The organism is Enterococcus sp. S53, from assembly GCF_016516865.1.
Lineage (GTDB): Bacteria > Bacillota > Bacilli > Lactobacillales > Enterococcaceae > Enterococcus_D > Enterococcus_D innesii.
In genome coordinates this window covers 246694-269555 of the sequence record NZ_JACVUH010000001.1, presented here as the reverse complement: position 1 = coordinate 269555, position 22862 = coordinate 246694, and the positions used below count along the sequence as shown (strand labels likewise).

At 42.9% G+C, this 22862-nt stretch carries 20 protein-coding genes; all 20 read left to right on the top strand.

The genetic code is table 11. The features are described from left to right. Window positions 1–152: 152 nt before the first annotated feature. The 20 genes from pcrA (at window position 153) to IAE45_RS01275 (ending at window position 22859) form a co-directional block, all read left to right on the top strand. Window positions 153–2396 (top strand): DNA helicase PcrA, encoded by a 2244-nt coding sequence (gene pcrA, locus IAE45_RS01370; protein ID WP_200124621.1) that lies wholly within the window; start codon window positions 153–155, stop codon window positions 2394–2396. A 13-nt stretch (window positions 2397–2409) separates the two neighbouring features. Beyond that, window positions 2410–4440: an NAD-dependent DNA ligase LigA gene (gene ligA / locus IAE45_RS01365; RefSeq protein ID WP_200124619.1), complete on the top strand. Its 2031-nt coding sequence runs from the start codon at window positions 2410–2412 to the stop codon at window positions 4438–4440. Between the two features lie 215 nt (window positions 4441–4655). Then, a complete protein-coding gene (gatC, locus tag IAE45_RS01360) occupies window positions 4656–4961 on the top strand; it encodes an Asp-tRNA(Asn)/Glu-tRNA(Gln) amidotransferase subunit GatC (protein ID WP_005225977.1) in 306 nt (101 codons plus the stop codon). Further along, window positions 4961–6433 carry an Asp-tRNA(Asn)/Glu-tRNA(Gln) amidotransferase subunit GatA gene (gatA, locus tag IAE45_RS01355; protein ID WP_200124617.1) on the top strand — a complete coding sequence of 491 codons (1473 nt, stop codon included), beginning with the start codon at window positions 4961–4963 and terminating at the stop codon, window positions 6431–6433. Before gatC ends, gatA begins: the two co-directional genes overlap by 1 nt. Beyond that, complete coding sequence (gene gatB / locus IAE45_RS01350) at window positions 6430–7860, top strand: Asp-tRNA(Asn)/Glu-tRNA(Gln) amidotransferase subunit GatB (RefSeq protein ID WP_005225979.1); 1431 nt, start codon at window positions 6430–6432, stop codon at window positions 7858–7860. The genes gatA and gatB overlap by 4 nt, the downstream gene beginning before the upstream one ends. 10 nt (window positions 7861–7870) lie before the next feature. After that, window positions 7871–8905, top strand: a complete 1035-nt coding sequence (locus IAE45_RS01345) for a diacylglycerol kinase (protein WP_081118589.1) — start codon at window positions 7871–7873, stop codon at window positions 8903–8905. 369 nt (window positions 8906–9274) lie between these two features. After that, the gene (locus tag IAE45_RS01340) at window positions 9275–9574 is read left to right on the top strand and encodes a YlaN family protein (protein ID WP_010748186.1); all 300 of its coding nucleotides are present in this window, start codon (window positions 9275–9277) and stop codon (window positions 9572–9574) included. A 2-nt stretch (window positions 9575–9576) separates the two neighbouring features. Further along, window positions 9577–10740: an FtsW/RodA/SpoVE family cell cycle protein gene (locus IAE45_RS01335; protein ID WP_077454538.1), complete on the top strand. Its 1164-nt coding sequence runs from the start codon at window positions 9577–9579 to the stop codon at window positions 10738–10740. A 22-nt stretch (window positions 10741–10762) separates the two neighbouring features. Continuing rightward, window positions 10763–14191: a pyruvate carboxylase gene (locus tag IAE45_RS01330; RefSeq protein WP_200124615.1), complete on the top strand. Its 3429-nt coding sequence runs from the start codon at window positions 10763–10765 to the stop codon at window positions 14189–14191. Window positions 14192–14206: 15 nt separating this feature from the next. After that, the gene (locus tag IAE45_RS01325; protein ID WP_077454536.1) at window positions 14207–15337 is read left to right on the top strand and encodes a CAP-associated domain-containing protein; all 1131 of its coding nucleotides are present in this window, start codon (window positions 14207–14209) and stop codon (window positions 15335–15337) included. Beyond that, complete coding sequence (locus tag IAE45_RS01320; RefSeq protein ID WP_200124613.1) at window positions 15324–15752, top strand: YlbF family regulator; 429 nt, start codon at window positions 15324–15326, stop codon at window positions 15750–15752. Before IAE45_RS01325 ends, IAE45_RS01320 begins: the two co-directional genes overlap by 14 nt. Further along, window positions 15739–16083 (top strand): YlbG family protein, encoded by a 345-nt coding sequence (locus IAE45_RS01315; protein ID WP_200124611.1) that lies wholly within the window; start codon window positions 15739–15741, stop codon window positions 16081–16083. The genes IAE45_RS01320 and IAE45_RS01315 overlap by 14 nt, the downstream gene beginning before the upstream one ends. 100 nt (window positions 16084–16183) lie before the next feature. Then, the gene (gene rsmD / locus IAE45_RS01310) at window positions 16184–16738 is read left to right on the top strand and encodes a 16S rRNA (guanine(966)-N(2))-methyltransferase RsmD (protein ID WP_081118584.1); all 555 of its coding nucleotides are present in this window, start codon (window positions 16184–16186) and stop codon (window positions 16736–16738) included. A gap of 1 nt (window position 16739) precedes the next feature. Further along, window positions 16740–17234, top strand: coding sequence for a pantetheine-phosphate adenylyltransferase (gene coaD, locus IAE45_RS01305; protein WP_005231326.1), 495 nt, complete (start codon window positions 16740–16742; stop codon window positions 17232–17234). Further along, window positions 17224–18276, top strand: coding sequence for a SepM family pheromone-processing serine protease (locus tag IAE45_RS01300; protein ID WP_077454533.1), 1053 nt, complete (start codon window positions 17224–17226; stop codon window positions 18274–18276). The genes coaD and IAE45_RS01300 overlap by 11 nt, the downstream gene beginning before the upstream one ends. Before the next feature lie 92 nt (window positions 18277–18368). Continuing rightward, on the top strand, window positions 18369–18782 hold the full coding sequence (locus IAE45_RS01295; RefSeq protein ID WP_042890719.1) for a DUF1149 family protein: 414 nt from the start codon (window positions 18369–18371) through the stop codon (window positions 18780–18782). 22 nt (window positions 18783–18804) lie between these two features. Continuing rightward, window positions 18805–19176: a VOC family protein gene (locus tag IAE45_RS01290; RefSeq protein WP_081118582.1), complete on the top strand. Its 372-nt coding sequence runs from the start codon at window positions 18805–18807 to the stop codon at window positions 19174–19176. Window positions 19177–19340: 164 nt separating this feature from the next. After that, window positions 19341–20075 carry a metallophosphoesterase family protein gene (locus IAE45_RS01285; RefSeq protein ID WP_200124609.1) on the top strand — a complete coding sequence of 245 codons (735 nt, stop codon included), beginning with the start codon at window positions 19341–19343 and terminating at the stop codon, window positions 20073–20075. Window positions 20076–20211: 136 nt separating this feature from the next. Beyond that, window positions 20212–22398: a Tex family protein gene (locus IAE45_RS01280; RefSeq protein ID WP_200124607.1), complete on the top strand. Its 2187-nt coding sequence runs from the start codon at window positions 20212–20214 to the stop codon at window positions 22396–22398. Continuing rightward, a complete protein-coding gene (locus IAE45_RS01275) occupies window positions 22395–22859 on the top strand; it encodes a SprT family protein (protein ID WP_077454528.1) in 465 nt (154 codons plus the stop codon). Before IAE45_RS01280 ends, IAE45_RS01275 begins: the two co-directional genes overlap by 4 nt. Window positions 22860–22862: the final 3 nt, after the last annotated feature.

Below are 22862 nucleotides of genomic sequence, written 5' to 3'. Positions count from 1 at the left end.
ATATGGACTGACTTTTTTCTTTCAAAACGGAAGGCATCGTAAGGAAAAAAATCAAAGCGCTTTTAATTAAAAGTTTTCAAAGCGTTCGGTTTTCCCCTTTCCCGGATAATGCTATAATTGAGAAGATTGAGAAAGAAAGGATGTTTAAAATCATGTCATCCAAAAGTGAATTACTTGAACGCATGAATCCACGGCAAAAAGAAGCCGTTATGCATACGGAAGGACCGTTGCTGCTGATGGCAGGGGCAGGAAGCGGGAAGACCCGTGTCCTAACCCACCGAATCGCCTATTTAATAGAAGAAAAAAATGTAAATCCATGGAACATTTTAGCCATCACTTTTACCAATAAAGCGGCGCGGGAAATGAAGGAACGGGTCAGCCAATTATTAGGTTCCGGTGGAGAAGACGTTTGGGTCTCGACCTTCCACTCGATGTGTGTCAGAATCTTGCGCAGAGATGTTGATCGAATCGGTTATTCGAAGAATTTTACCATCATTGACTCTTCTGAGCAAAATACCCTGATGAAACGGGTATTAAAAGAATTGAATATCGATCCCAAAAAATATGATCCTCGTTCCATTTTGGGAACGATCTCTCATGCAAAGAACGAGCTATTGACACCTGAAGCTTACCAAGCCATGGAAGGTAGTCTATTTGAGCAGATCGTAGGTCGTTGTTATGAAAAATATCAAAAAGAGCTGCGCAATAATCAATGCATGGACTTCGATGATTTAATCATGAATACGATCCGCCTCTTCCAAGACAATGAAGATGCGCTGCAATTTTACCAACGGAAATTCCACTATATCCATGTCGATGAATACCAAGATACCAACCACGCCCAATACACGCTGGTCAATTTATTGGCCGCTCGTTTTCGAAATCTTTGTGTTGTAGGGGATGCGGACCAAAGTATTTACGGTTGGCGTGGTGCCAACATGCAAAATATTTTAGACTTTGAAAAGGACTATCCAGATGCCGCGACGATTTTGTTAGAGCAAAACTATCGTTCAACGCAAACGATTTTAAATGCGGCAAACCAAGTAATCAAAAATAACCGCAACCGTCCAGATAAAAATCTGTGGACAGAAAATCGTGATGGGGAAAAGATCACTTATTATCGCGGGGATAGTGAACGAGATGAAGCGCGATTTATCGTCAGTGAAATGCAGAAACAAATTGCAGAAAAGAACCGTAAATTCGGTGATTTTGCGATTTTGTATCGGACCAACGCCCAGTCACGGATCATTGAAGAAATGCTTTTAAAAGCCAACGTTCCTTATACGATGGTCGGCGGCAGAAAGTTCTATGACCGCAAAGAAATCCGTGATATTTTGGCTTATTTATCGGCGATCGCCAATCCACGAGATTCCATCAGCTTAGAGCGTATCATCAATGTACCAAAACGTGGGATCGGTGCGACATCCGTCGAGAAACTACGAGCGTTTGCGAATCTTCATGAATGGTCATTGTTAGAAGCAGCCATGAACGTCGAGTTGGCGAATATTTCGGGGAAGGCCGGCAAAGAATTAGGAAGCTTTGGGATGATGATGGATGGCTTCGCCCAAATGGTTCCTTACCTCTCAGTAACTGAACTGACGAAAGAAATATTAGAAAAAACGGGTTATCGTCAAGAGTTAGTCAACCAAAATAATTTAGAAGCACAAGCTAGACTTGAAAACCTGGAAGAATTTTTATCGGTTACCCAAGAATTCGACAAACGGTTTGAGGCGCAAAACGAAGACGATGCAGATGCACCAGATGAGAAGTTGAGTGTTTTCTTAAATGACTTAGCTTTATTGTCAGACGTCGATAGTTATGAAGAAGAAAGTAGTCAAGTGACTTTGATGACCTTGCATGCGGCAAAAGGCCTAGAGTTTCCAGTGGTATTCTTAATTGGGTTGGAAGAAAATATCTTCCCGCTTTCTCGAGCTTTAATGGAAGAAAGCGAACTCGAAGAAGAGCGGCGCCTTGCTTATGTGGGGATCACTCGTGCCGAGGAAGAGCTCTTTATGACCAACGCTTTTTCCAGAACATTATACGGCCGTACCCAATACAATCGTCCGTCACGGTTTATCGAAGAAATCGAACAAGATCTGCTGCAATCATTAGGCGAGCGTTCACAGCCTAAAGCTGCTGCACCGTTTCAACCAAAAGTCTTTAAACCGAGCTATACACAGCCGCGTCAAACGACCGTCGCTTCTAAGCAACAGACCTCTGCAGCGGGGAATACATGGCAAGTTGGCGAGAAAGTTCAACATAAAAAATGGGGAATCGGTACGGTCGTTCGGACGACTGGCAGCGCGCAAGACATCGAATTAGATGTGGCATTCCCACAACAAGGCGTCAAACGACTGTTGGCGGCCTTTGCGCCGATTGAAAAAGTTGAAAAATAAGGAGGATATTAGGATGGATGTCCCTTCAAAAGAAATCCAATCACGAGCAGAAGAGCTACGTACGCAATTAAATCAGTACGCCTACGAATACTATGTAAAAGATCAACCTTCTGTTGAAGATTATCTCTATGATCAGCTGTATGCAGAACTGGTTGAAATTGAAACCAACTACCCGCAGCTAGTAACCGAAGACTCGCCCACCCAACGAGTAGGTGGCATCATTTTACCTGGCTTTGAAAAAGTCACCCATGATATCCCACTTTATAGTTTGAACGATGTGTTTGATAAAGAAGGAATCGTGGCTTTTGATGCCCGTGTTCAAAAAGCATTGGGGAAAGCGGTAGATTATGTCTGCGAGCTAAAAATCGATGGATTGTCTATCTCATTAAAATATGAAGAAGGGCGCTTTGTTCGGGGAGCAACTCGAGGGGATGGTACGGTAGGTGAAAACATTACAGAAAACCTAAAGACCGTCAAATCGATCCCACTAAAATTAAAAGAACCAATCTCGTTGGAAGTTCGTGGCGAATGCTATATGCCAAAGGCTTCGTTTTTGAAGTTGAATCAACAGCGAGAAGAAGAAGGGGTGGAAGTTTTCGCCAATCCGAGAAACGCAGCTGCTGGAAGCTTGCGACAATTAGACACACGAATCGCAGCCCAAAGAAACTTAAGCACCTTCTTGTACACACTGGCTGATTTTGGTCCGATTGAAGCCAATGATCAATTTTCGGCATTGAATGAATTAGATCAATTAGGCTTTCGTACAAATCACGAACGCAGAGTGTGCCACACCATCGATGAGGTGTGGGCATATATCGAAGAGTTTCATGACAAGCGCAGTGAGCTTCCTTACGAGATAGATGGTGTTGTCATCAAAGTCAATAATTTTAAAGATCAAGATGCGCTAGGCTTTACCGTAAAAGCACCCCGATGGGCGGCGGCATATAAATTTCCACCGGAAGAAGCGGAAACAGTGATCGAAACGATCGAATGGACCGTGGGAAGAACGGGTGTTGTGACACCGACCGCTGTTATGACCCCTGTCCGGGTTGCCGGAACGACGGTCAGCCGTGCCAGTTTGCATAATGTAGATTTCATTAAAATGAAGGACATTCGCATTGGCGATTCGGTCATCATCTATAAGGCGGGGGACATTATTCCAGAGGTTGCGAAAGTTTTGGAAGAAAAACGCACGGAAGCAAGTCAACCCTTTGAATCGCCTACACATTGTCCCGAATGCGGGAGTGAGCTGATCCATTTAGATGAAGAAGTTGCCTTGCGTTGTATCAATCCGAAGTGTCCAGCGCAGATCAAAGAGGGGTTAAGCCACTTTGTTTCCCGAAATGCTATGAATATTGATGGTTTAGGGCCACGTGTTTTAGAGCAAATGTTCGATAAATCATTAGTCAAAGATGTGGCCGACTTGTACTTTTTAACAGAAGAACAATTGCTGACCCTCGATAAAATCAAAGAGAAATCAGCTAATAACCTTTTGCGTGCCATCCATCAAAGCAAAGAAAATTCAGTTGAGCGCTTGATTTTCGGACTAGGCATCCGTCATGTTGGTGCCAAAGCGGCTCGGATTTTAGCGGAACATTTTGGTGACCTTCGAACCCTTAGCAAAGCCAAAGAAGAAGAGATCATTTCGTTGGAAACCATTGGTGCTACAATTGCGGAAAGTGTCGTTACGTATTTTGACAATCAAGAAGTTCACGACCTTTTAGATGAACTTGAAAAAGCGGGTGTTAACTTTGCTTATCTAGGGCTGAGAATGGATCAATTGGAAGAAGTGGAGTCGCCATTTAAAGAGAAAACCGTCGTTTTGACAGGGAAATTGAGTCATTTCACCCGCGAAGAAGCCAAAGAAAGAATTGAAAACCTTGGTGGAAAAGTCACCGGAAGTGTGTCGAAAAAGACCGATATCGTTGTTGCCGGGGAAGAAGCAGGCAGCAAACTGACCAAAGCACAGTCCCTAGGCGTTACCGTTTGGGATGAAGCTCAAATGGTGGCTGCGATCGAAGGCAGTCATTCGGCAGATCAATAACTGTTAAGTATTGTCACAGATGAGAAGCAGTTGTTTCTTCTTGTCTAATTGAAATCATTTCTTCCCTGCAATACGAGGAAAGAAATGATTTCTGCTTTTATTTGCAATTATATTTGATAATTTTAAAATTCTATTTCATGATTTGTTAAAAAAATGATACAATACATTGGAAAAACGTAAACGTAGATTACGGATGCGAGAAAGAGGAGGATTTTATGGCGATCAGCGAAGAACAAGTCAAACACGTTGCCAAACTAGCAAAACTTTCATTCTCAGATGATGAATTACATGAGTTTACCTCTCAGCTAGGAAAAATTATTGATATGGTAGAAACACTTGAAGAAGTGGATACTACAGGAGTACCCTTTACATCGAATGTCGCAGAAACGATCAATGTGATGCGTGAAGATGTAACGACAGGTGGCTGGGACCGTGATGAATTAATGAAAAATGTTCCAGAATCCGAAGAAGGCTTTATTAAAGTGCCTGCAATCATTGACAATGGGGAGGCGGGTGCCTAATGACTGAACTATATAATAAAAGCTTAGAAGAATTGCATAGCTTATTAGTGTCAAAGGAAATTACTGCGACAGATCTAACGAGGGAAACCTTTGCTCGCATTAAAGAAACAGAGCCAAAAGTCGATGCGTTTCTTGCATTGAACGAAGAAAAAGCCCATGCGCTAGCGCAAGCTATCGATCAAAAAGGTATCACTGAAAGCAATGTGTTGGCAGGGATTCCCATTGGGATCAAAGATAACATTGTTACCAAAGATCTACGCACAACAGCTGCTTCTAAAATTTTAGGCAACTTTGACCCAATCTACGATGCAACCGTCATGGACAAAGTTTACCAAGCAGACATGATTCCAGTAGGTAAGTTAAACATGGATGAATTTGCGATGGGGGCGAGTACGGAAACGTCGTTCTTTAAGAAAACAAAAAACGCTTGGGACGAGACAAAAGTACCTGGTGGTTCATCAGGTGGCTCGGCGGCTGCCGTTGCAGCGGGACAAGTCCCTTTATCATTAGGTAGTGATACGGGTGGTTCGATTCGCCAACCAGCAGCTTTCAATGGGATCGTCGGGTTGAAGCCAACATACGGACGGGTTTCTCGTTTTGGTTTGATCGCGTTTGCATCTTCGTTAGATCAAATTGGTCCAATGACCCGTGGGGTGAAAGACAATGCCATCGCATTAAATGCCATCAGTGGGTTTGATGCAAAAGATAGTACGTCAGCCGGGGCAGCTGTTCCTGATTTTACAGTAGGTTTGACTGGTGATATCAAAGGCATGAAAGTCGCTTTGCCAAAAGAATACTTAGGCGAAGGAATTCAAGCGGGCGTCCGAGAAGCGATCTTAAAAGCTGCAGACACTTTCCGTGCGTTAGGAGCGACCGTGGAAGAAGTCAGCTTGCCACATTCAAAATATGGGGTAGCTGTTTACTATATCATCGCTTCTTCAGAAGCAAGTTCTAATTTGCAACGTTTTGACGGCATCCGTTACGGTTTCCGTTCAGAGAATGTCAGCAATTTAGAAGATGTCTATGTTAATTCTCGCAGTGAAGGATTCGGGGAAGAAGTAAAACGTCGGATCATGTTAGGTACGTTTTCACTAAGTGCTGGCTACTACGATGCCTACTTCAAAAAAGCCGGTCAAGTACGAACGTTGATCAAACAAGATTTCGATAAGGTCTTCAGTCAATACGACTTGATCATTGGCCCAGCTTCCCCAACAGTAGCATTTGGTATTGGAGAAAATATCAATGATCCGATCACTATGTACTTGAATGATATTTTAACCATTCCTGTGAATTTAGCAGGACTGCCAGGGATGTCGATTCCAGCAGGTTTTTCTGAAGGACTGCCTGTCGGCTTGCAGATCATTGGGAAACATTTTGATGAAGCAACCATGTATAAAGCGGCTTATGCCTTTGAACAAGCAACTGATTTCCACACGAAAAAACCAGTGATTTTAGGAGGGGATAAGGCATGAACTTCGAAACAGTCATTGGGCTTGAAGTCCACGTAGAATTAAAAACAGAATCAAAGATTTTTTCTCCAGCACCTGCTCACTTTGGCGCTGAACCAAATAGCAACACGAATGTGATTGACTGGGGCTATCCAGGTGTTTTACCAGTAATGAACAAAGCGGCTATCGAATTTGGGATGAAAGCTGCGCTTGCGTTGAATTGTGAAATCTCAAAAGAAACGCATTTCGACCGCAAAAACTATTTCTATCCTGATAATCCAAAAGCCTATCAAATTTCACAATTCGATCAACCGATCGGTCATGATGGGTGGATCGAGATCGAAGTGGAAGGTAAAAAGAAAAAAATCCGCATCGAGCGAGTTCATTTGGAAGAAGATGCCGGGAAAAACATGCACGGCAAAGGCGGTTATTCTTATGTTGATCTAAATCGTCAAGGAACCCCGTTGATCGAGATCGTTTCCGAAGCGGATATGCGTTCACCAGAAGAAGCATATGCGTATCTAGAAGCATTGCGTTCAATCATCTTGTTTACAGAAGTATCCGATGTGAAAATGGAAGAAGGTTCTATGCGTTGCGATGCGAATATTTCGTTGCGACCTTACGGCCAAGAACAATTCGGAACAAAAACAGAACTGAAAAACTTAAACTCTATGTCCTTCGTGAAAAAAGGTCTGGCATTTGAAGAAAAACGCCAAGCCAAAGTATTGCTTTCTGGAGGCGAGATCCAACAAGAAACTCGTCGTTTTGATGAAGCAACCAGCAAAACATTATTGATGCGTGTCAAAGAAGGTTCTTCTGATTATCGTTACTTCCCAGAACCAGATATCCCACGGTTTGTGATCGATGATGAATGGATTGAACGTGTACGTCAAAGCTTGCCAGAAATGCCGCAAAAACGCCGGGCTCGTTACATCTCTGAATTGGGCTTACCAGAATACGATGCAATGGTCTTGACTTTATCAAAAGAAATGTCCGATTTCTTTGAAAAAACCATTGATGCCGGTGCGGATCCCAAACAAGCTTCTAACTGGCTGATGGGTGAAGTTTCAGCGTATCTGAACAGTGAGAAATTGGAACTGCCAGAAACGAAATTGACACCAGATAATTTAGCGGGAATGATTCGTTTGATCGCCGATGGCACGATCAGTTCGAAGATTGCGAAAAAAGTCTTCAAAGAATTGATCACAAACGGCGGCGACGCTGAAGAAGTCGTAAAAGCCAAAGGATTGATCCAATTATCAGATCCTGCGCAATTACTACCAATGATCAATGAAGTACTAGATAACAACCAACAATCCGTCGATGACTTCAAAAACGGAAAAGACCGTGCAGTCGGTTTCTTAGTTGGTCAAATCATGAAAGCAACCAAAGGACAAGCGAATCCAGGCGTTGTGAACAAGCTGTTGCAAGAAGAACTAGCAAAGCGATAAGAGGCAAGCGATGAAAAGAGCAAGAGTAATCTATAACCCGACATCTGGGAAAGAATTGATTCGAAAAAATTTAGCAGACATTTTAGATGTTTTGGAAAGAGGCGGTTATGAGGCGAGTGCGTTTGCCACGACCGCTGCACCATTTTCCGCCCGTGATGAAGCAAGAAGAGCCGGTGAAGCTGGTTTTGATTTGGTGGTAGCGGCCGGTGGCGATGGTACGATCAATGAAGTCGTCAACGGAATCGCTCCATTAGAAAAACGCCCGAAGATGGCGATTATTCCTGGAGGAACCACCAATGACTACGCACGTGCACTAAAGATTCCTCGGACCGATATCAAAGCAGCTGCGGAAGTGATTTTAAAACAGCAGACGGTGAAGATGGATGTCGGAAAAACACCCAATACGTATTTTATCAACATTGCTGCTGGTGGACACTTAACGGAACTGACCTATGATGTTCCTTCTGAGTTGAAAAGTGTTTTTGGCTACTTAGCTTATCTAGCAAAAGGAGCCGAATTACTGCCCCGCGTCAAACCAATCAAAATGCATCTAAAGTATGAAGACGGAGAATACATTGGCGGAGCCTCAATGTTCTTTTTAGGACTAACGAATTCTGTAGGGGGATTTGAACAGATTGCCCCTGACGCTAAGCTTGACGATGGGAAGTTTTCACTGATTATTGTCAAAACAGCCAATATTTTTGAGATCGTCCATTTAGTCGCTTTGATGATGAATGGTGGCAAGCACATCAACGATCGTCGTCTGATTTATACGAAGACATCTTTTCTTGAAGTAGACGCGCCAGAACAGGTTAATCGTTTAATGATCAACCTTGATGGTGAATATGGCGGAGATGCTCCTATGCGCTTTGAAAATCTACACAATCATATCGAATTTTTTGCAAATGTTGATCAAATCCCTGATGATGCGGTCGTAGGTGAGCAGAACTATCAAGAAATGAGCGAAGGATTTATTAAAGAAGTCGAACGTCTTTCCGATGAGGACATCAATGGCGATGGCAAAATCGGCGACGAAACACAGTAAAGGATTTTCTTTTCATGCAAAGTGGAAGAACAGGGACTTTTGGACCTGTTCTTTTTTTAAAATGAATTGTGGAAAAAGTAATAGGATTATTTTTTCGGAAAGTTGATAGAACAGCTTTTCTTAAATTTTTGTAAAGGACGTTTTTCGAACGGTGTTTCACGAAGTGTGTTTGTTTCACGAAAGTGTCGAAGGCAGTCAAAGATAAAACGAATAAAAATTACGAAAAAAGGACATTCTATCCTAAAAAAACGAACGTTAAGAATATATGCTCATTAAAGTTCGTTATTTCCGTATTTCTATGCAATCTAAGGATGCAAAAGCGGAGGAGAATATGCTATAATGGTGAAACGAAGAAATGGGGGGACCGGAATGGAGCAAATCGATTCTACAAAAGCGCTTGATCTGCTGAGAGATGACGCAGAACGAATCAAAAAGCTGATCCGAAACCAAGAAAATAGTTTATGTATCGCACAATGCAAAGCATTTGAAGAAGTGGTTGATACTCAGATGTATGGTCTATCACGGCAAGTGGCATTTGCGATCCGCTTGGGGATCGTCGATAATCAAACAGGACAACAATTGATGGCGGATCTTGAAAAAGATTTGAACCAATTGTACAGCGAGGTCTATGAAGACCAGCGGACACCTGACATCGGCAAGGAGGCATAAACTTGCCAGAAAAAGTAAAGAAAAGACATTTATTAGATTATAGTATTCTCTTGCCGTATATTTTTATGTGTGTCACGGGTTTGATGATGGTCTATAGCTCCACGTCCTACGTCGCGATGACTGCTACAAATCCAACTACAGCTGCTTCTTATGTCATCAATCAAGCAATTTTTTGGTTGTTGAGTCTAGTAGCGATCACTGTCATGTATAAAATGAAAACGGATGTTTTTCGGAACAAAAAATTTGTCCAGATCGCCATGATCGTGATCTTATTCTTATTGATCGCTGCTTTCTTCTTTCCAAGAAGAAATGGGGCACTAGGATGGTTGTCGATTGCTGGTTTTTCCATTCAACCAGCTGAGTACTTGAAGTTTATTGTTATTTGGTTCTTATCTGTGACGCTATCTTATCGGCAAAAAGGCATTCAACAGGAGTTTTGGAAAACGGTTTGGCGCCCAATCGGAATCGTTTTCGTCTATACCGGGATCATGGCCCTTTACCCAGACTTTGGGAATGCCGTGATCGTCATGTTACTGGCTTTTGTCGTTTTATTATCTAGTGGTCTGAATTACCTGTATACCTTGATATTAGGCGTGGCAGGTATCGTTGGTAGCGCATTGATCGTCCTATTTGTGAATCTAACCGGCGGTAAGCTTTTGCCAGCGTATGTCTACAGTCGCTTTTCATCCTTTTTGAACCCGTTTGCTGATGAATACGATACTGGTCATCAAATGGTCAATGGGTATTACGCAATGTTCAACGGTGGGCTGTTCGGGCGCGGGCTTGGAAATAGTATCCAAAAACGTGGTTTCTTAAACGAAGCGCACACCGATTATATATTTTCGATCGTTATGGAAGAATTAGGCTTGATCCCATCGATCATCATTTTAGGTGTTTTGTTCTATATGGTGGGACGGATCTTTCTTGTCGGTATTCGTTCAAGAGATCCCTTTAATTCCATGATGTGTATCGGCATAGGGGCTCTATTTATGTCCCAGATTTTTATCAACTTAGGGGGGATCACTGGTTTGATCCCATTGACGGGAATCACATTTCCGTTTCTAAGTCAGGGAGGATCAAGTTTGCTGATGCTGTCGATTTGTATTGGTTTTGTATTAAATATCAGTGCCGAAGAAAAGAGGAAACAATATTATTTGAATTATTGATCAATTGAATGGAGTGGATTAGATGAAGAAAATTCTTGTTGCCAATCGTGGAGAAATCGCGATTCGTGTCTTCCGCGCATGTGCGGAGTTAGGAATCAAAACAGTCGGTATTTATGCTGCGGAGGATGAATACTCCGTCCATCGCTTTAAAGCAGATGAAGCGTATTTAGTAGGGAAAGGCAAACGACCGATCGATGCGTATTTAGACATTGAAGATATTATTCGCACAGCGAAAAAAGCCGGGGCCGAAGGGATTCATCCAGGGTACGGCTTTTTATCAGAAAACCTGAGCTTTGCGCAGCGCTGTGAAGAAGAAGGTTTGATTTTCATCGGACCATCCACTCACCACTTAGATATTTTTGGCGACAAGATCAAAGCAAAAGCAGCGGCGATCGATGCGGGAATTCAATCCATTCCCGGATCTGACGGTCCAGTGGCATCGATTGACGACGTTTTAGCATTCGCTGACGAACATGACTATCCAATCATGATCAAAGCAGCTCTTGGCGGCGGTGGTCGAGGCATGCGTGTCGCTCATGATGAAAAAGAAGCACGTGATGGCTACGAACGTGCCAAAAGTGAAGCGAAAGCGGCATTTGGTAGTGACGAAGTTTACGTTGAAAAATATATTAGTAATCCAAAACATATTGAAGTCCAAATTCTAGGGGATACGCACGGAAATGTCGTCCATCTATTTGAACGTGACTGCTCTGTTCAGCGCCGTCACCAAAAAGTAGTCGAAGTGGCACCTTGTGTGTCAATGACGACTGAACAACGGGAAAAAATTTGTCAAGCTGCCGTTCAATTGATGAAGCATGTTGGCTATATCAATGCCGGAACAGTGGAATTTTTAGTTGAAGGCGATAAATTTTACTTTATCGAAGTAAACCCTCGGGTCCAAGTGGAACATACGATCACTGAAATGATCACCAATTTAGATATCGTGACGACACAAATACTAATTGCACAAGGCAAGGATCTGCATAAAGAAATTGGGATTCCTGAACAAAAAGATATTCGCTTCGAAGGGGTTGCGATTCAATGTCGGGTGACAACGGAAGATCCAGCCAATAATTTTATGCCAGATACTGGTAAGATTGATACCTACCGTTCTCCAGGTGGATTTGGGGTTCGTTTGGATGTTGGAAATGCTTATGCCGGTGCGGTGGTAACCCCTTATTTCGACTCGCTGCTTGTAAAAGTCTGTACACATGCGGCAACCTTTGATCAAGCGATTCAAAAGATGATGCGCTGTTTGAAAGAATTTCGTGTACGTGGGGTAAAAACAAACATTCTCTTCATGCGAAATGTCGTTTCTCATCCAGCCTTTCGTTCGGGTGAAGCCAAAACCACCTTTATCGACAATACGCCGGAACTATTCAATTTCCCTCGGATTCGTGATCGTGGAAACAAAACCATGAAGTATATCGGTGAAATCACCATCAATGGGTTCCCGGGAATCGAAAAACAAAAGAAACCTTTCTACAATGAACCACGGATGCCACAACATATCCAAGCAACACCTGATTTCGTCAGCGCCAAAAATATTTTAGATACGAAAGGTGCCGAGGGTGTCGTTGAATGGATCGGTCAACAAAAGAATGTCTTACTGACGGATACAACCTTCCGAGATGCCCATCAAAGTTTGTTGGCAACTCGTGTAAGAACCCATGACTTTAAGAAAATTGCCGCGTTGACGGAAGCTGGCCTGCCGCAATTGTTCTCAAGTGAGATGTGGGGTGGAGCAACGTTCGACGTTGCCTACCGTTTCTTAACAGAAGATCCATGGGAAAGATTGCGGATGTTCCGGAAAAAAATGCCGAATACCTTGTTGCAAATGTTGTTTAGAGGCTCCAATGCTGTGGGATATTCCAATTATCCAGACAATGTATTGGAAGAATTCATCAAAGAATCTGCAGCGCAAGGAATTGATGTGTTCCGAATCTTTGATAGTTTGAACTGGGTTCCACAAATGGAGAAAAGTATTCAAGCCGTTCGCGATACAGGAAAAATCGCAGAAGCAACGATTTGTTATACCGGGGATATCAATGATCCGACCCGTCAAAAATATTCAGTACAATACTACAAAGATATGGCGAAAGAATTGCAAAACCTTGGTGCCCATATCATTGCTATCAAGGATATGGCTGGATTATTAAAACCGCAAGCAGCTTATCGTTTGATCAGTGAGCTAAAGGATACGATCGATGTGCCGATTCATCTGCATACCCATGATACCAGTGGAAATGGGATCATTACTTACTCAGCAGCTACTAAAGCCGGTGTTGACATCGTGGATGTCGCTATGTCAGCGGTCAGTGGAGCAACGAGTCAACCAAGTATGAGTAGTTTGTATTATGCACTATTGAACGGCGAACGCTTCCCAGAAATCAATGTAGACAACATCCAACAGTTGAACCACTACTGGGAAGATGTCCGCATGTACTATCATTCCTTTGAAAATGGCTTGAACGCACCTCAAACAGAAGTGTACAAGCATGAAATGCCGGGGGGACAATATACCAACCTCCAGCAGCAAGCCAAAGCCGTTGGTTTAGGCGAAAAATGGGATGAAATCAAAGAAATGTATCATGAAGTCAATATGATGTTTGGAGACATCGTAAAAGTGACACCTTCTTCGAAAGTCGTTGGTGACATGGCACTCTTTATGGTACAAAATGGCTTGTCAGAAAAAGATATTTTTGAAAAAGGCGATACATTGAGCTTCCCAGAATCAGTGATCACCTTCTTCCAAGGCGAGTTAGGTCAGCCAGTTGGTGGTTTCCCGAAAGAATTGCAACGCATTATCTTAAAAGGACGCCCAGCCTTTACAGAACGTCCCGGAACATTTGCGAAGCCAGTTGATTTTGCTGAAGTGAAGCAAGAACTAGCGGAGAAAATCGGCTATGAACCAAAACATGAAGAAGTCTTAAGCTACTTGATGTATCCGCAAGTCTTCCTTGACTATCGAAAAGCTTATGATCAGTTTGCCGATGTGAAAGTCCTTGATACGCCAACTTTCTTTAACGGCATGCGCTTAGGTGAAACGATCAATGTTGAATTAGAAAAAGGCAAAATCTTGATTATTCGTCTCGATGAGATCGGTGAGGCAGACATTGAAGGCAACCGGACCCTCTTCTTTAACTTGAACGGGCAACGTCGAGAAATCGTCGTTAAGGACAACTCTATCATCAGCTCTGTTCAAACAAAACGTAAAGCGGAGCCAACAAATAAAGAACAGATCGGTGCTTCCATGAGTGGCTCAGTCTTAGAAGTATTAGTCAAAAAAGGCGACCGAGTGGCACGTGGACAGACCTTGATGGTCACGGAAGCAATGAAGATGGAAACTTCTGTCGAAGCTCGCTTCTCAGGTGTCGTTGAACATGTGTATGTAACCAATGGTGAACCAATTCAGTCAGGAGACCTTTTGATTGAAGTCAAAGAGAAGTAAGGAGTCGATCCACAGATGAAGCGGAGAGGATTATTGTTTTGCGGCTTATTTGTCCTGGCCCTAATAATCGTGTATTTGCAGCCAGTATTCATGCAAAACGCTTCAGATTCAAGAATGACGATCGAAAACCCAATCAAAGCGCCAACAACCATGAATTACGAACCGATCGCAGCCCAAGGATTAGCTGAAATGATTGGGGAGCCTGTTTCGGATTTTGAAGAAGTCTACGGTCTTCCCATTCAAACCTATCGCTCGGGCTACGAGTTTGAAATTCGGGTCTACAATCAATTAGACGATCAACAGTATGTTGAGATCAATACCGATGGTGAAAGTGTGCAAGCAATCAAAGTAATCGGCGCCGGGGGCTCTTCCCTGGCACCTTTTACGATGGGCATGACCTTGACTGACTTGACGGAGTTGACCATGATTTATCCTAACTTTACCTTGACACAAAATGATCGTGCGATCAGTTTCGAATTGATGGAAGAAGATATGAACTATCGTCCATTAGTGGCTTTTGACAACGGGACTTTTGCTGTTTTGTTCTTCGATCAGGAGACTGCCCAACTGCAAGCCGTCACTTACTTGGATCAGACCACGCTACTTAAACTGGCACCTTATCCCTTGACGGAAGGACAGCGACCGCTGTTTCAAGTTTCGCAAACAATTGACCAAGCCCAAGCCAACCTTGAAAAAGAGACCCTGGCGTTTGTTATCATCGATAAAATTCGCCAGCAAATCGGCTTAGAAAGCTTCTCACAGGATACCCAAACACATCAAGAAGCAGCTGGACTTTTATTTGATTTGACGAATAATCTATCAGACTATTTGACTTCTCAACGAATCCATTCTTATCAACGCGCTCTTTCTTCAGAAAAAACGAGTAATTTTGTTTTAACGAACGACGAGTGGCGAGAGTTGTTGGCGGATAAGGAATTGGAAGCATCTGCTTCGATCTTCGAAGCGCCTGTTTACGATCCGACTTTTACGATTTTGTCTTGGTTCAGTAACCCAAGATTTGCTGAACGTCTGACCTATGAACAATCAGAAAAGATAGGAATTGCTTTTTCTGAAGCAAATATGGTAGTCTTAGTGCAAGAAGATGTGGAAGGGACCGAGGATAGTACGTCAGATGATTTACGATGAAGCCTTTTTCGAGATTGAAGATCAAATCGATTCACTTGTGATGGCGATCAAAGCAAGTGAAACGTGTAGAACCTATCAAAAAGCGAAAACAATTATGCATCAAGATCCTGTTGTTCAGGAATTGATGTCATCGTTTTTAGAAAAGAAGCTGGATTTTGAAAGAATTGAAGCTTACGGTGAGTATGCGCCTGATTTCAAAGAAAAAAAACGGGCGTTGCGCACAGCCAAGCGGCAGTTGGATCTTAATGAACAAGTAAGTGAGTATCGCTGGAGTGAAACACAACTACAGCGTTTGCTGGATGAACTGACCGTAGCGATCTCTACTTGTTTTTCTCCCTCTGTCAAAGTGGACGCTGGGAGTCCCTTTTTTCAATCAAAATCAAGTTGTGGAGGAAATTGTCATGCACGAGGATAAAGAGCCTTTTACGATGCAAAAGCGTCGAGGATTGATCGTATGGGTTTACAGCCTACGCCAACTAAAAAATTTGCGTCGTTTTGGTTTTGTTCATTATGTATCACGTAAGATGAAATACGTGGTCATGTATTTGAACGAAGAAGAATACGAAAGCAAAAAAGCAAAAATCGAGCAATTTCACTTTGTTCGACAAGTTGAAGCTTCCTATCGACCAGATGTCGAAATGGATTTTGCTGAAAAAATTGGTACTTCAGCAGCCTATCCAGTGAAAGATGAAGGGTTTGATATCGAAGAAAAAAATACGGTGATTCGATTGGCAGAAAACGTGTAATAAAAAAGTGGGGGTGCCTTGAGTCACCGCCATTTTTTTATTGCTATTTATAGAAACAGTGCTATATTTGTATTTACGAAGATCTTGGAGGGAAAAATGCATGCGTGTAGTAGCCGGAGAATATGGTGGCCGCAGATTAAAAAGTCTCGCTGGAGACAACACTCGCCCCACGACAGACAAAGTAAAAGGGGCGATTTTTAACATGTTAGGACAATATTTAGATGGAGGTGTTGTACTGGATTTATTCAGCGGAAGCGGGGGCTTAGCTATCGAAGCGGTCTCTCGGGGAGCCGATCATGCGGTTTGTGTCGACCGTAGTTTTCCAGCAACCAAAGTGATCCGCGAAAATATTGCTATAACCAAAGAACCCGAAAAGTTCACGGTGTTAAAAATGGATGCGAATCAAGCTTTACGGCAGTTTGCAGCTGAGGGACAAAGTTTTGACTATTTGTTTTTAGACCCGCCATACGCAAAGCAAGAGATTCTGCAACAGTTGGAAGCTATGCTGAAGGATGAATTGATTCGCCCGTCTGCATACGTAGTTTGCGAAACAGACAAGTCCATCGACTTACCAGAACAAATCGGCTCGTTGCATTTGGTCCGTGCCCAAACCTATGGCATATCGGCAGTGACGATCTATAGAAATGAGGGATAACGTGAAAAAGATTGCTTTATTTCCAGGGAGTTTTGACCCATTGACGTCCGGTCATGTTGACCTGATCGAGCGAGGAGCCACGCTTTTCGATGAATTGATCGTCGGCGTTTTTACAAACACCAATAAAAAAAGTTTTTTTACGAGTGAAGAAAAAGTTCATTTGATCGAAGAAGCCCTCGCCCATATTCCTAACGTCAAGATTCTGGCACAAGAAACGGAGCTGACGGTTACGATCGCAAAAAAACTAGGTGCTCAGTTTCTGCTAAGAGGCATTCGCAGTGTGAAAGACTATGAATATGAGCGGGACATCATGGAGATGAATCATCACCTAGAACCCTCATTAGAGACCGTTTTTCTTTTAGCAGACGCAAAACACAGTTTCATCAGTTCCAGTTTGTTGAAAGAAATCTTAACCTTTAACGGCGATGTTGCCGAATATTTACCTCAAAATATCTACGATGCTATAGTAAAGAAGCGTGATACCAATGAATCTTAAATCAACGATCAAATATCTTCTTCTGTTTGTTTTAGCGCTGATCATCGCAGCTTGTGCTTTTTTGCCGATTCCCTATTATATCGAGCAACCAGGAGCAACGATCGATTTAAAAGAGCTGATTACCGTCAATCAAAAAGAAGACACCTCAGCCGGCTCCTTTTCTTTGACCAGTGTTGGGATTCGACAAGCTACCGTGTTCACAGCGATTGGAACGAAATTCAATGAATTCCAAGACTTGATCAGTGAGGAAGAACTTTTAGGCGGTGCGACAGATGAGGAGTACAACCGCATTCAACGTTACTATATGGAATCCTCGCAAAATAGTGCGATTGAGCAAGCATTAAAGCTGGCAGACTTACCTTATGAAATGACCTATAAAGGGGTCTATGTCATGGGGATCGATCCAAATTCCAGCTTTGCTGGGAAAATATCCGTTGGAGATACCGTCACCGCAGTCAACGGTAAAGAATTTAAAAGCAGTCAAGATTTTATCGACTACGTCCAAAGTCAAACCATTGGTGATGAAATCACCGTGACTTACTTGCAAGATGGCGAAGAAAAAGAAGCAACGGGCAAACTAATTGAACTGGAGAGCAATCAAAAAGCCGGTATCGGCATCTCCCTCGTCGATCATACAGAGATCACTTCTGATGAAGAGATCGTGATCGATTCTGGCAATATCGGAGGACCTTCCGCTGGTTTGATGTTCACCCTTGAAATTTATGAACAGTTGACCGGAGATAACCTACGTAAAGGCCACAACATAGCTGGGACAGGAACGATCTCAGCTGACGGAACCGTTGGTCGAATCGGTGGGATCGATAAAAAAGTAGCGAGTGCCAGTGAAAGTGGTGCAGAAATCTTCTTTGCCCCAGATGATGAGATCACTGACGAAGAGCGTGAAATAGATCCTTCCATAAAAACGAATTATGAAGAGGCAGTGGCAGCAGCGAAGAAGTTAGACACGGATATGAAAATCGTTCCGATCGCCAATGTCCAAGATGCTTTGGATTATCTAGCAACACTAAAAGAAGCAAATTAAAACGGCACTCGCCGTTTTTTTTATTGTCTAAAGAATACAGTAGGCTCAAAGAAAAGGTTATGCTATACTTTTAGATAAGGAGTGTGAATCTAGTGGAATTAAAAAGACAACAACCGATCGTTGAAGCATATCATTTCGATATGAAACCGAAAGACAAAGAAATGGAAACCAAATTGAATGTCGGCTTTGCGCCGTTAAAAGTCAAAGATGAAGAATATATGGAAAAAAATAGTATTATTGGCGCTCGGCTAGAATTCCAATTGGTGTTCCCTGATTATGTTTTGTCAGGACGTGTCGGACAGGTCAATCATATTTTGAATCGTAAAGTCAATTCCGGAGAAGATCTAACAAAAGCCGAAACTGACCGCTTGGTGGAACCATTGTTTGATATCGTCAAACGCTTGACTTATGAAGTGACAGAGATCGTAACCGACAAACCAGGTTTACAATTGAACTTTAATACCAATTCGAATGCTGCGCAAGAAGCGAAGGAAGAAGACAAATAACGAGAAAGAGGAGGGATGCCCATTGTTTTCCAATCAAATGCAAGTGATGCTATACGTCGATGATGTGACGAAAGCAGTTGAGTTTTGGCAAGAACTAGGGTTTGCGATCATTGAACAACAAACCGTTGATGGAACATCCGTCGTCGAAATCGCGCCATCAAAAGAGGCAGAGGCTCATTTTGTCTTATATGACCGTGAGTTCATCGAAACGCACTCACCTGAAGTCGCTTTAAATTCCCCATCGATCATGTTTTTTGCAGAAGATATTACGACACTTTATAAGAAGCTTCTAGAGATGGAAGCAGAAGTCGGTGAATTGATTCAGATGGAAGAACAGCTGGTTTTCAATTTTGCCGATCCGGATGGCAATTATTTTGCTGTTTCAGGAAAATAGGTTTTACCGATCGTAATCAATCATTCGTCTTTATGAACCCGACTCTATGCTGTCGAACCGTTCAAGACGAATGATTGTTTTTTGATTTTAATGCAAGACATTTTGCAGCCAAAGGGCTAAAATTGATAATAAGAGACTCAATTGCCTTTAAGGAGGGAATGACTATGCAAAACTATCTATATGCAATCAGTGATATTCATGGAATGGCCGATCTTTTTAAAAGTCTTCTTGCGGAATATGATCCTAAAATCCATCAGTTGCTTTTGATTGGTGATCTAAATGACCGAGGACCAAAGTCCAAAGAGTGTTTAATGCTCGGAAAGAAATTAGTTGAAGAACATCAAGCGATTTATTTACGTGGCAATCATGAAGAGTATTTTCTGCAATTTCTAAATGCCCCAGAGGATTGGTTCGCCGCCTACGTACGCAATGGCGGCAAAGAAACGATTGAAAGTCTTTTGCATTCAGGAGCTACTGAAGAGTATTCTCCAACGGAAATTGCCTTGATGATCCGAAGTAGATATGGAGACTTAATAGAGTTTTTGATGGAACGGCCGCTTTATTACGAATGGGGGAAGTATCTTTTTGTCCATGCGGGCGTGGATTTAAGTAAAAAAGATTGGCGGAAGACCGCCGACCACGATTTTATCTGGATTCGCGAGCCATTTCATAAAGGAAAAAACCGTACAGGAAAAACGATCGTTTTTGGTCATACCATCACGCCAATGCTGCATGGAGATATGCAGACGACGGATCTTTGGCAACAAGATGAAAAAATCGGCATCGATGGCGGGGCAGTATTTGGTGGATCGGTGCATGGCGTGATTTTTGATGAGAAAGGGATCGTTCAGGACATCGAATACCAAAATTTAGCAGGCCCTTGGCAACCAGACTTTTAAAAGTCTTTTTTGAAAAGTCAAAAGCAGCCATAACAAGAGTCGTGAAAGCAACGTTGTTTTCGTGCAATCTTGTTCGCTCAATGGCTGTCTTTTTTATGTTAAAATAGCAAAAGCAACAAAGGAAAGGTGAGAACAAATGGCAGAAATGAATCAAGAGGTACTTGATTTAGTGAAACAAGAATTAACCGCTTTTACCCAAAAACAAATCAGTACGGTGTTGCAGTTATTGCAAGAAGGAAATACCGTCCCCTTTATTGCCCGCTACCGTAAAGAAATGACGAATGGACTTGACGAAGTTCAGATTCGAGAAATCGAAGAGCGATACCAGTACTTAGAAAACTTAGAGAAGCGCAAGCAAGAGGTTTTGCGTTTAATAGAAGAACAAGAAAAGCTAACGCCTGAACTATCTCAGGCGATTTTAGCTGCGACAAAAATGCAGGCCGTCGAGGACCTGTATCGTCCTTATAAACAAAAACGACGCACCAAAGCGACGATCGCTAAAGAAAACGGCTTGGAACCATTTGCTCAGTGGCTGTTAAGCTTTCCAAAAACAGATGACGTACAAGAAAAAGCGGCCGAATTTATGAGTGATGCTGTTCCTACTGTAGAAGATGCCTTAGCAGGCGCGCACGAGATCATTGCAGAAGGCGTTGGTGACACTGCAGAGTTTCGTAGTTGGATCCGCAGCTATTACACAAACAAAGGGCTGTATCAAAGCACGGTCAAAAATGCTGAAAAAGATGAAAAAGGCGTTTACGAAATGTATTACGATTTCCAGCATCCTATCAATAAGATGGTATCCCACCGAATTTTAGCCACCAATCGTGGGGAACAAGAAGACATCTTGAAGGTCGCACTTGTGGCAGATGAAGAAAAAATCATGGATTACCTACGGCGTAAACTGATTACAAATAGTGATTCACCCGCAGCCAGTTTTGTTGAAGCTGCAGCTGCTGATGCGCTGAAACGTTTTATTTCACCAGCCATCGAACGAGAGATCCGCAATGAATTAACAGAAAAAGCCGACGAACAAGCCATTGCGATTTTTGGCGAAAATCTTCGCAATCTGTTGCTGCAGCCGCCACTAAAGGGCAAAGTCGTTTTAGGTTTTGATCCAGCGTATCGTACAGGCTGTAAACTAGCAGTCATTGATGAGACAGGAAAAGTACTAGCGATCGAAGTGATCTATCCTCATAAACCAGCGCCTATGAATAAGCGAGAAGCGGCTGGACCAGCGTTTCGTCGCTTATTGCAAACCTATAAAGTCGAGATGGTCGCAATCGGTAATGGGACGGCGAGTCGGGAATCAGAGCAATTCGTCGCTGAACAATTAAAATTGATCGATCAAGAAGTATATTATGTGATCGTGAATGAGGCAGGGGCTTCTGTTTATTCGGCCAGTCCGATCGCCCGGCAAGAATTCCCTGATCTGCAAGTGGAAGAACGCAGTGCCATCAGTATTGGTCGCCGTCTGCAAGATCCGCTGGCAGAATTAGTCAAAATTGATCCACAATCGGTGGGTGTCGGGCAATATCAGCATGACGTCTCACAAAAACGCTTAGCCGAACAATTGGATTTTGTCGTTGAAACAGTCGTCAACCAAGTAGGCGTTGATGTCAATACCGCAAGTGCGGCACTCTTACAGCACGTGGCTGGTCTAAATAAAACGACCGCTCAAAATATTGTGACTTATCGAGAAGAAAACGGGGTATTTACGCAGCGAAATCAACTGAAAAAAGTCCCTCGCTTAGGGCCAAAGGCCTATGAACAGGCAATCGGGTTTATGCGGATTCCTGGCGGAAAAGTCATTTTGGATAATACCGGGATCCATCCAGAAAGTTATGACACTGCTAAAGAAATTTTGGCGATCGCCGGCATTTCTTTAGCGAAACTAGGGAAAGAACAAATGGAAGAAAATAAAGCGAAGCTTGCCCAACTGCGCCCAGCAGAGCTTTCTGCAAAATTGTCAGTCGGGAAAGAAACCATCACGGATATCTTAAAGGCATTAATGCAGCCTGGACGCGATATGCGAGATGAAATGCCAGCTCCATTATTGCGTAAAGATGTGTTGAGTATGGAAGATCTAAAACCGGGAATTGAACTGAAAGGAACGGTTCGAAATGTGATCGACTTTGGTGCCTTCGTCGATATCGGTGTCAAACAAGACGGACTGGTCCATTTGTCGAAGCTAAGCCGTTCGTTTGTAAAACATCCGAAAGATGTTGTTTCCGTCGGTGATGTCGTAACCGTTTGGATCGAGCAAGTAGATGTCAAAAAAGGCCGTATCAGTTTAACAATGGTCGATCCTGGAAATGCTAAATGACCCAACAAGAATTGCAGCGTTTGGTGGAAGAGCTGTCGCTGTCTGTTTTCAATAAACCATTCACGCATCGAGCGGTGTTTAATTCTCGCTTAAAAACAACCGGTGGCCGTTACCATCTAAGTGATCATCACTTGGATTTCAATCCAGCCATGCTCACAGAACACGGGATGGAGGTTTTTATCGGCATTATCAAGCATGAATTGTGTCACTATCATTTGCATTTAGCAGGTCTTGGTCACCGTCACCAAGACCCTGCCTTCAAGGCATTGCTGGCAAGAACGGGAGGCTTGCGATATGCACCTCCTGCCAAAAGGACAGCCAAACATCGCTATCAATGCCAAAATTGCGGCTGTGTGATTCGGCGGCAGCGACGTGTGGATATCAAAAAATATGTTTGTGGAAAATGTCGCGGACGTTTGCTAGAAATAGGAAATGATGAGAAAAGTCAAGTCGAAAAATAAAAC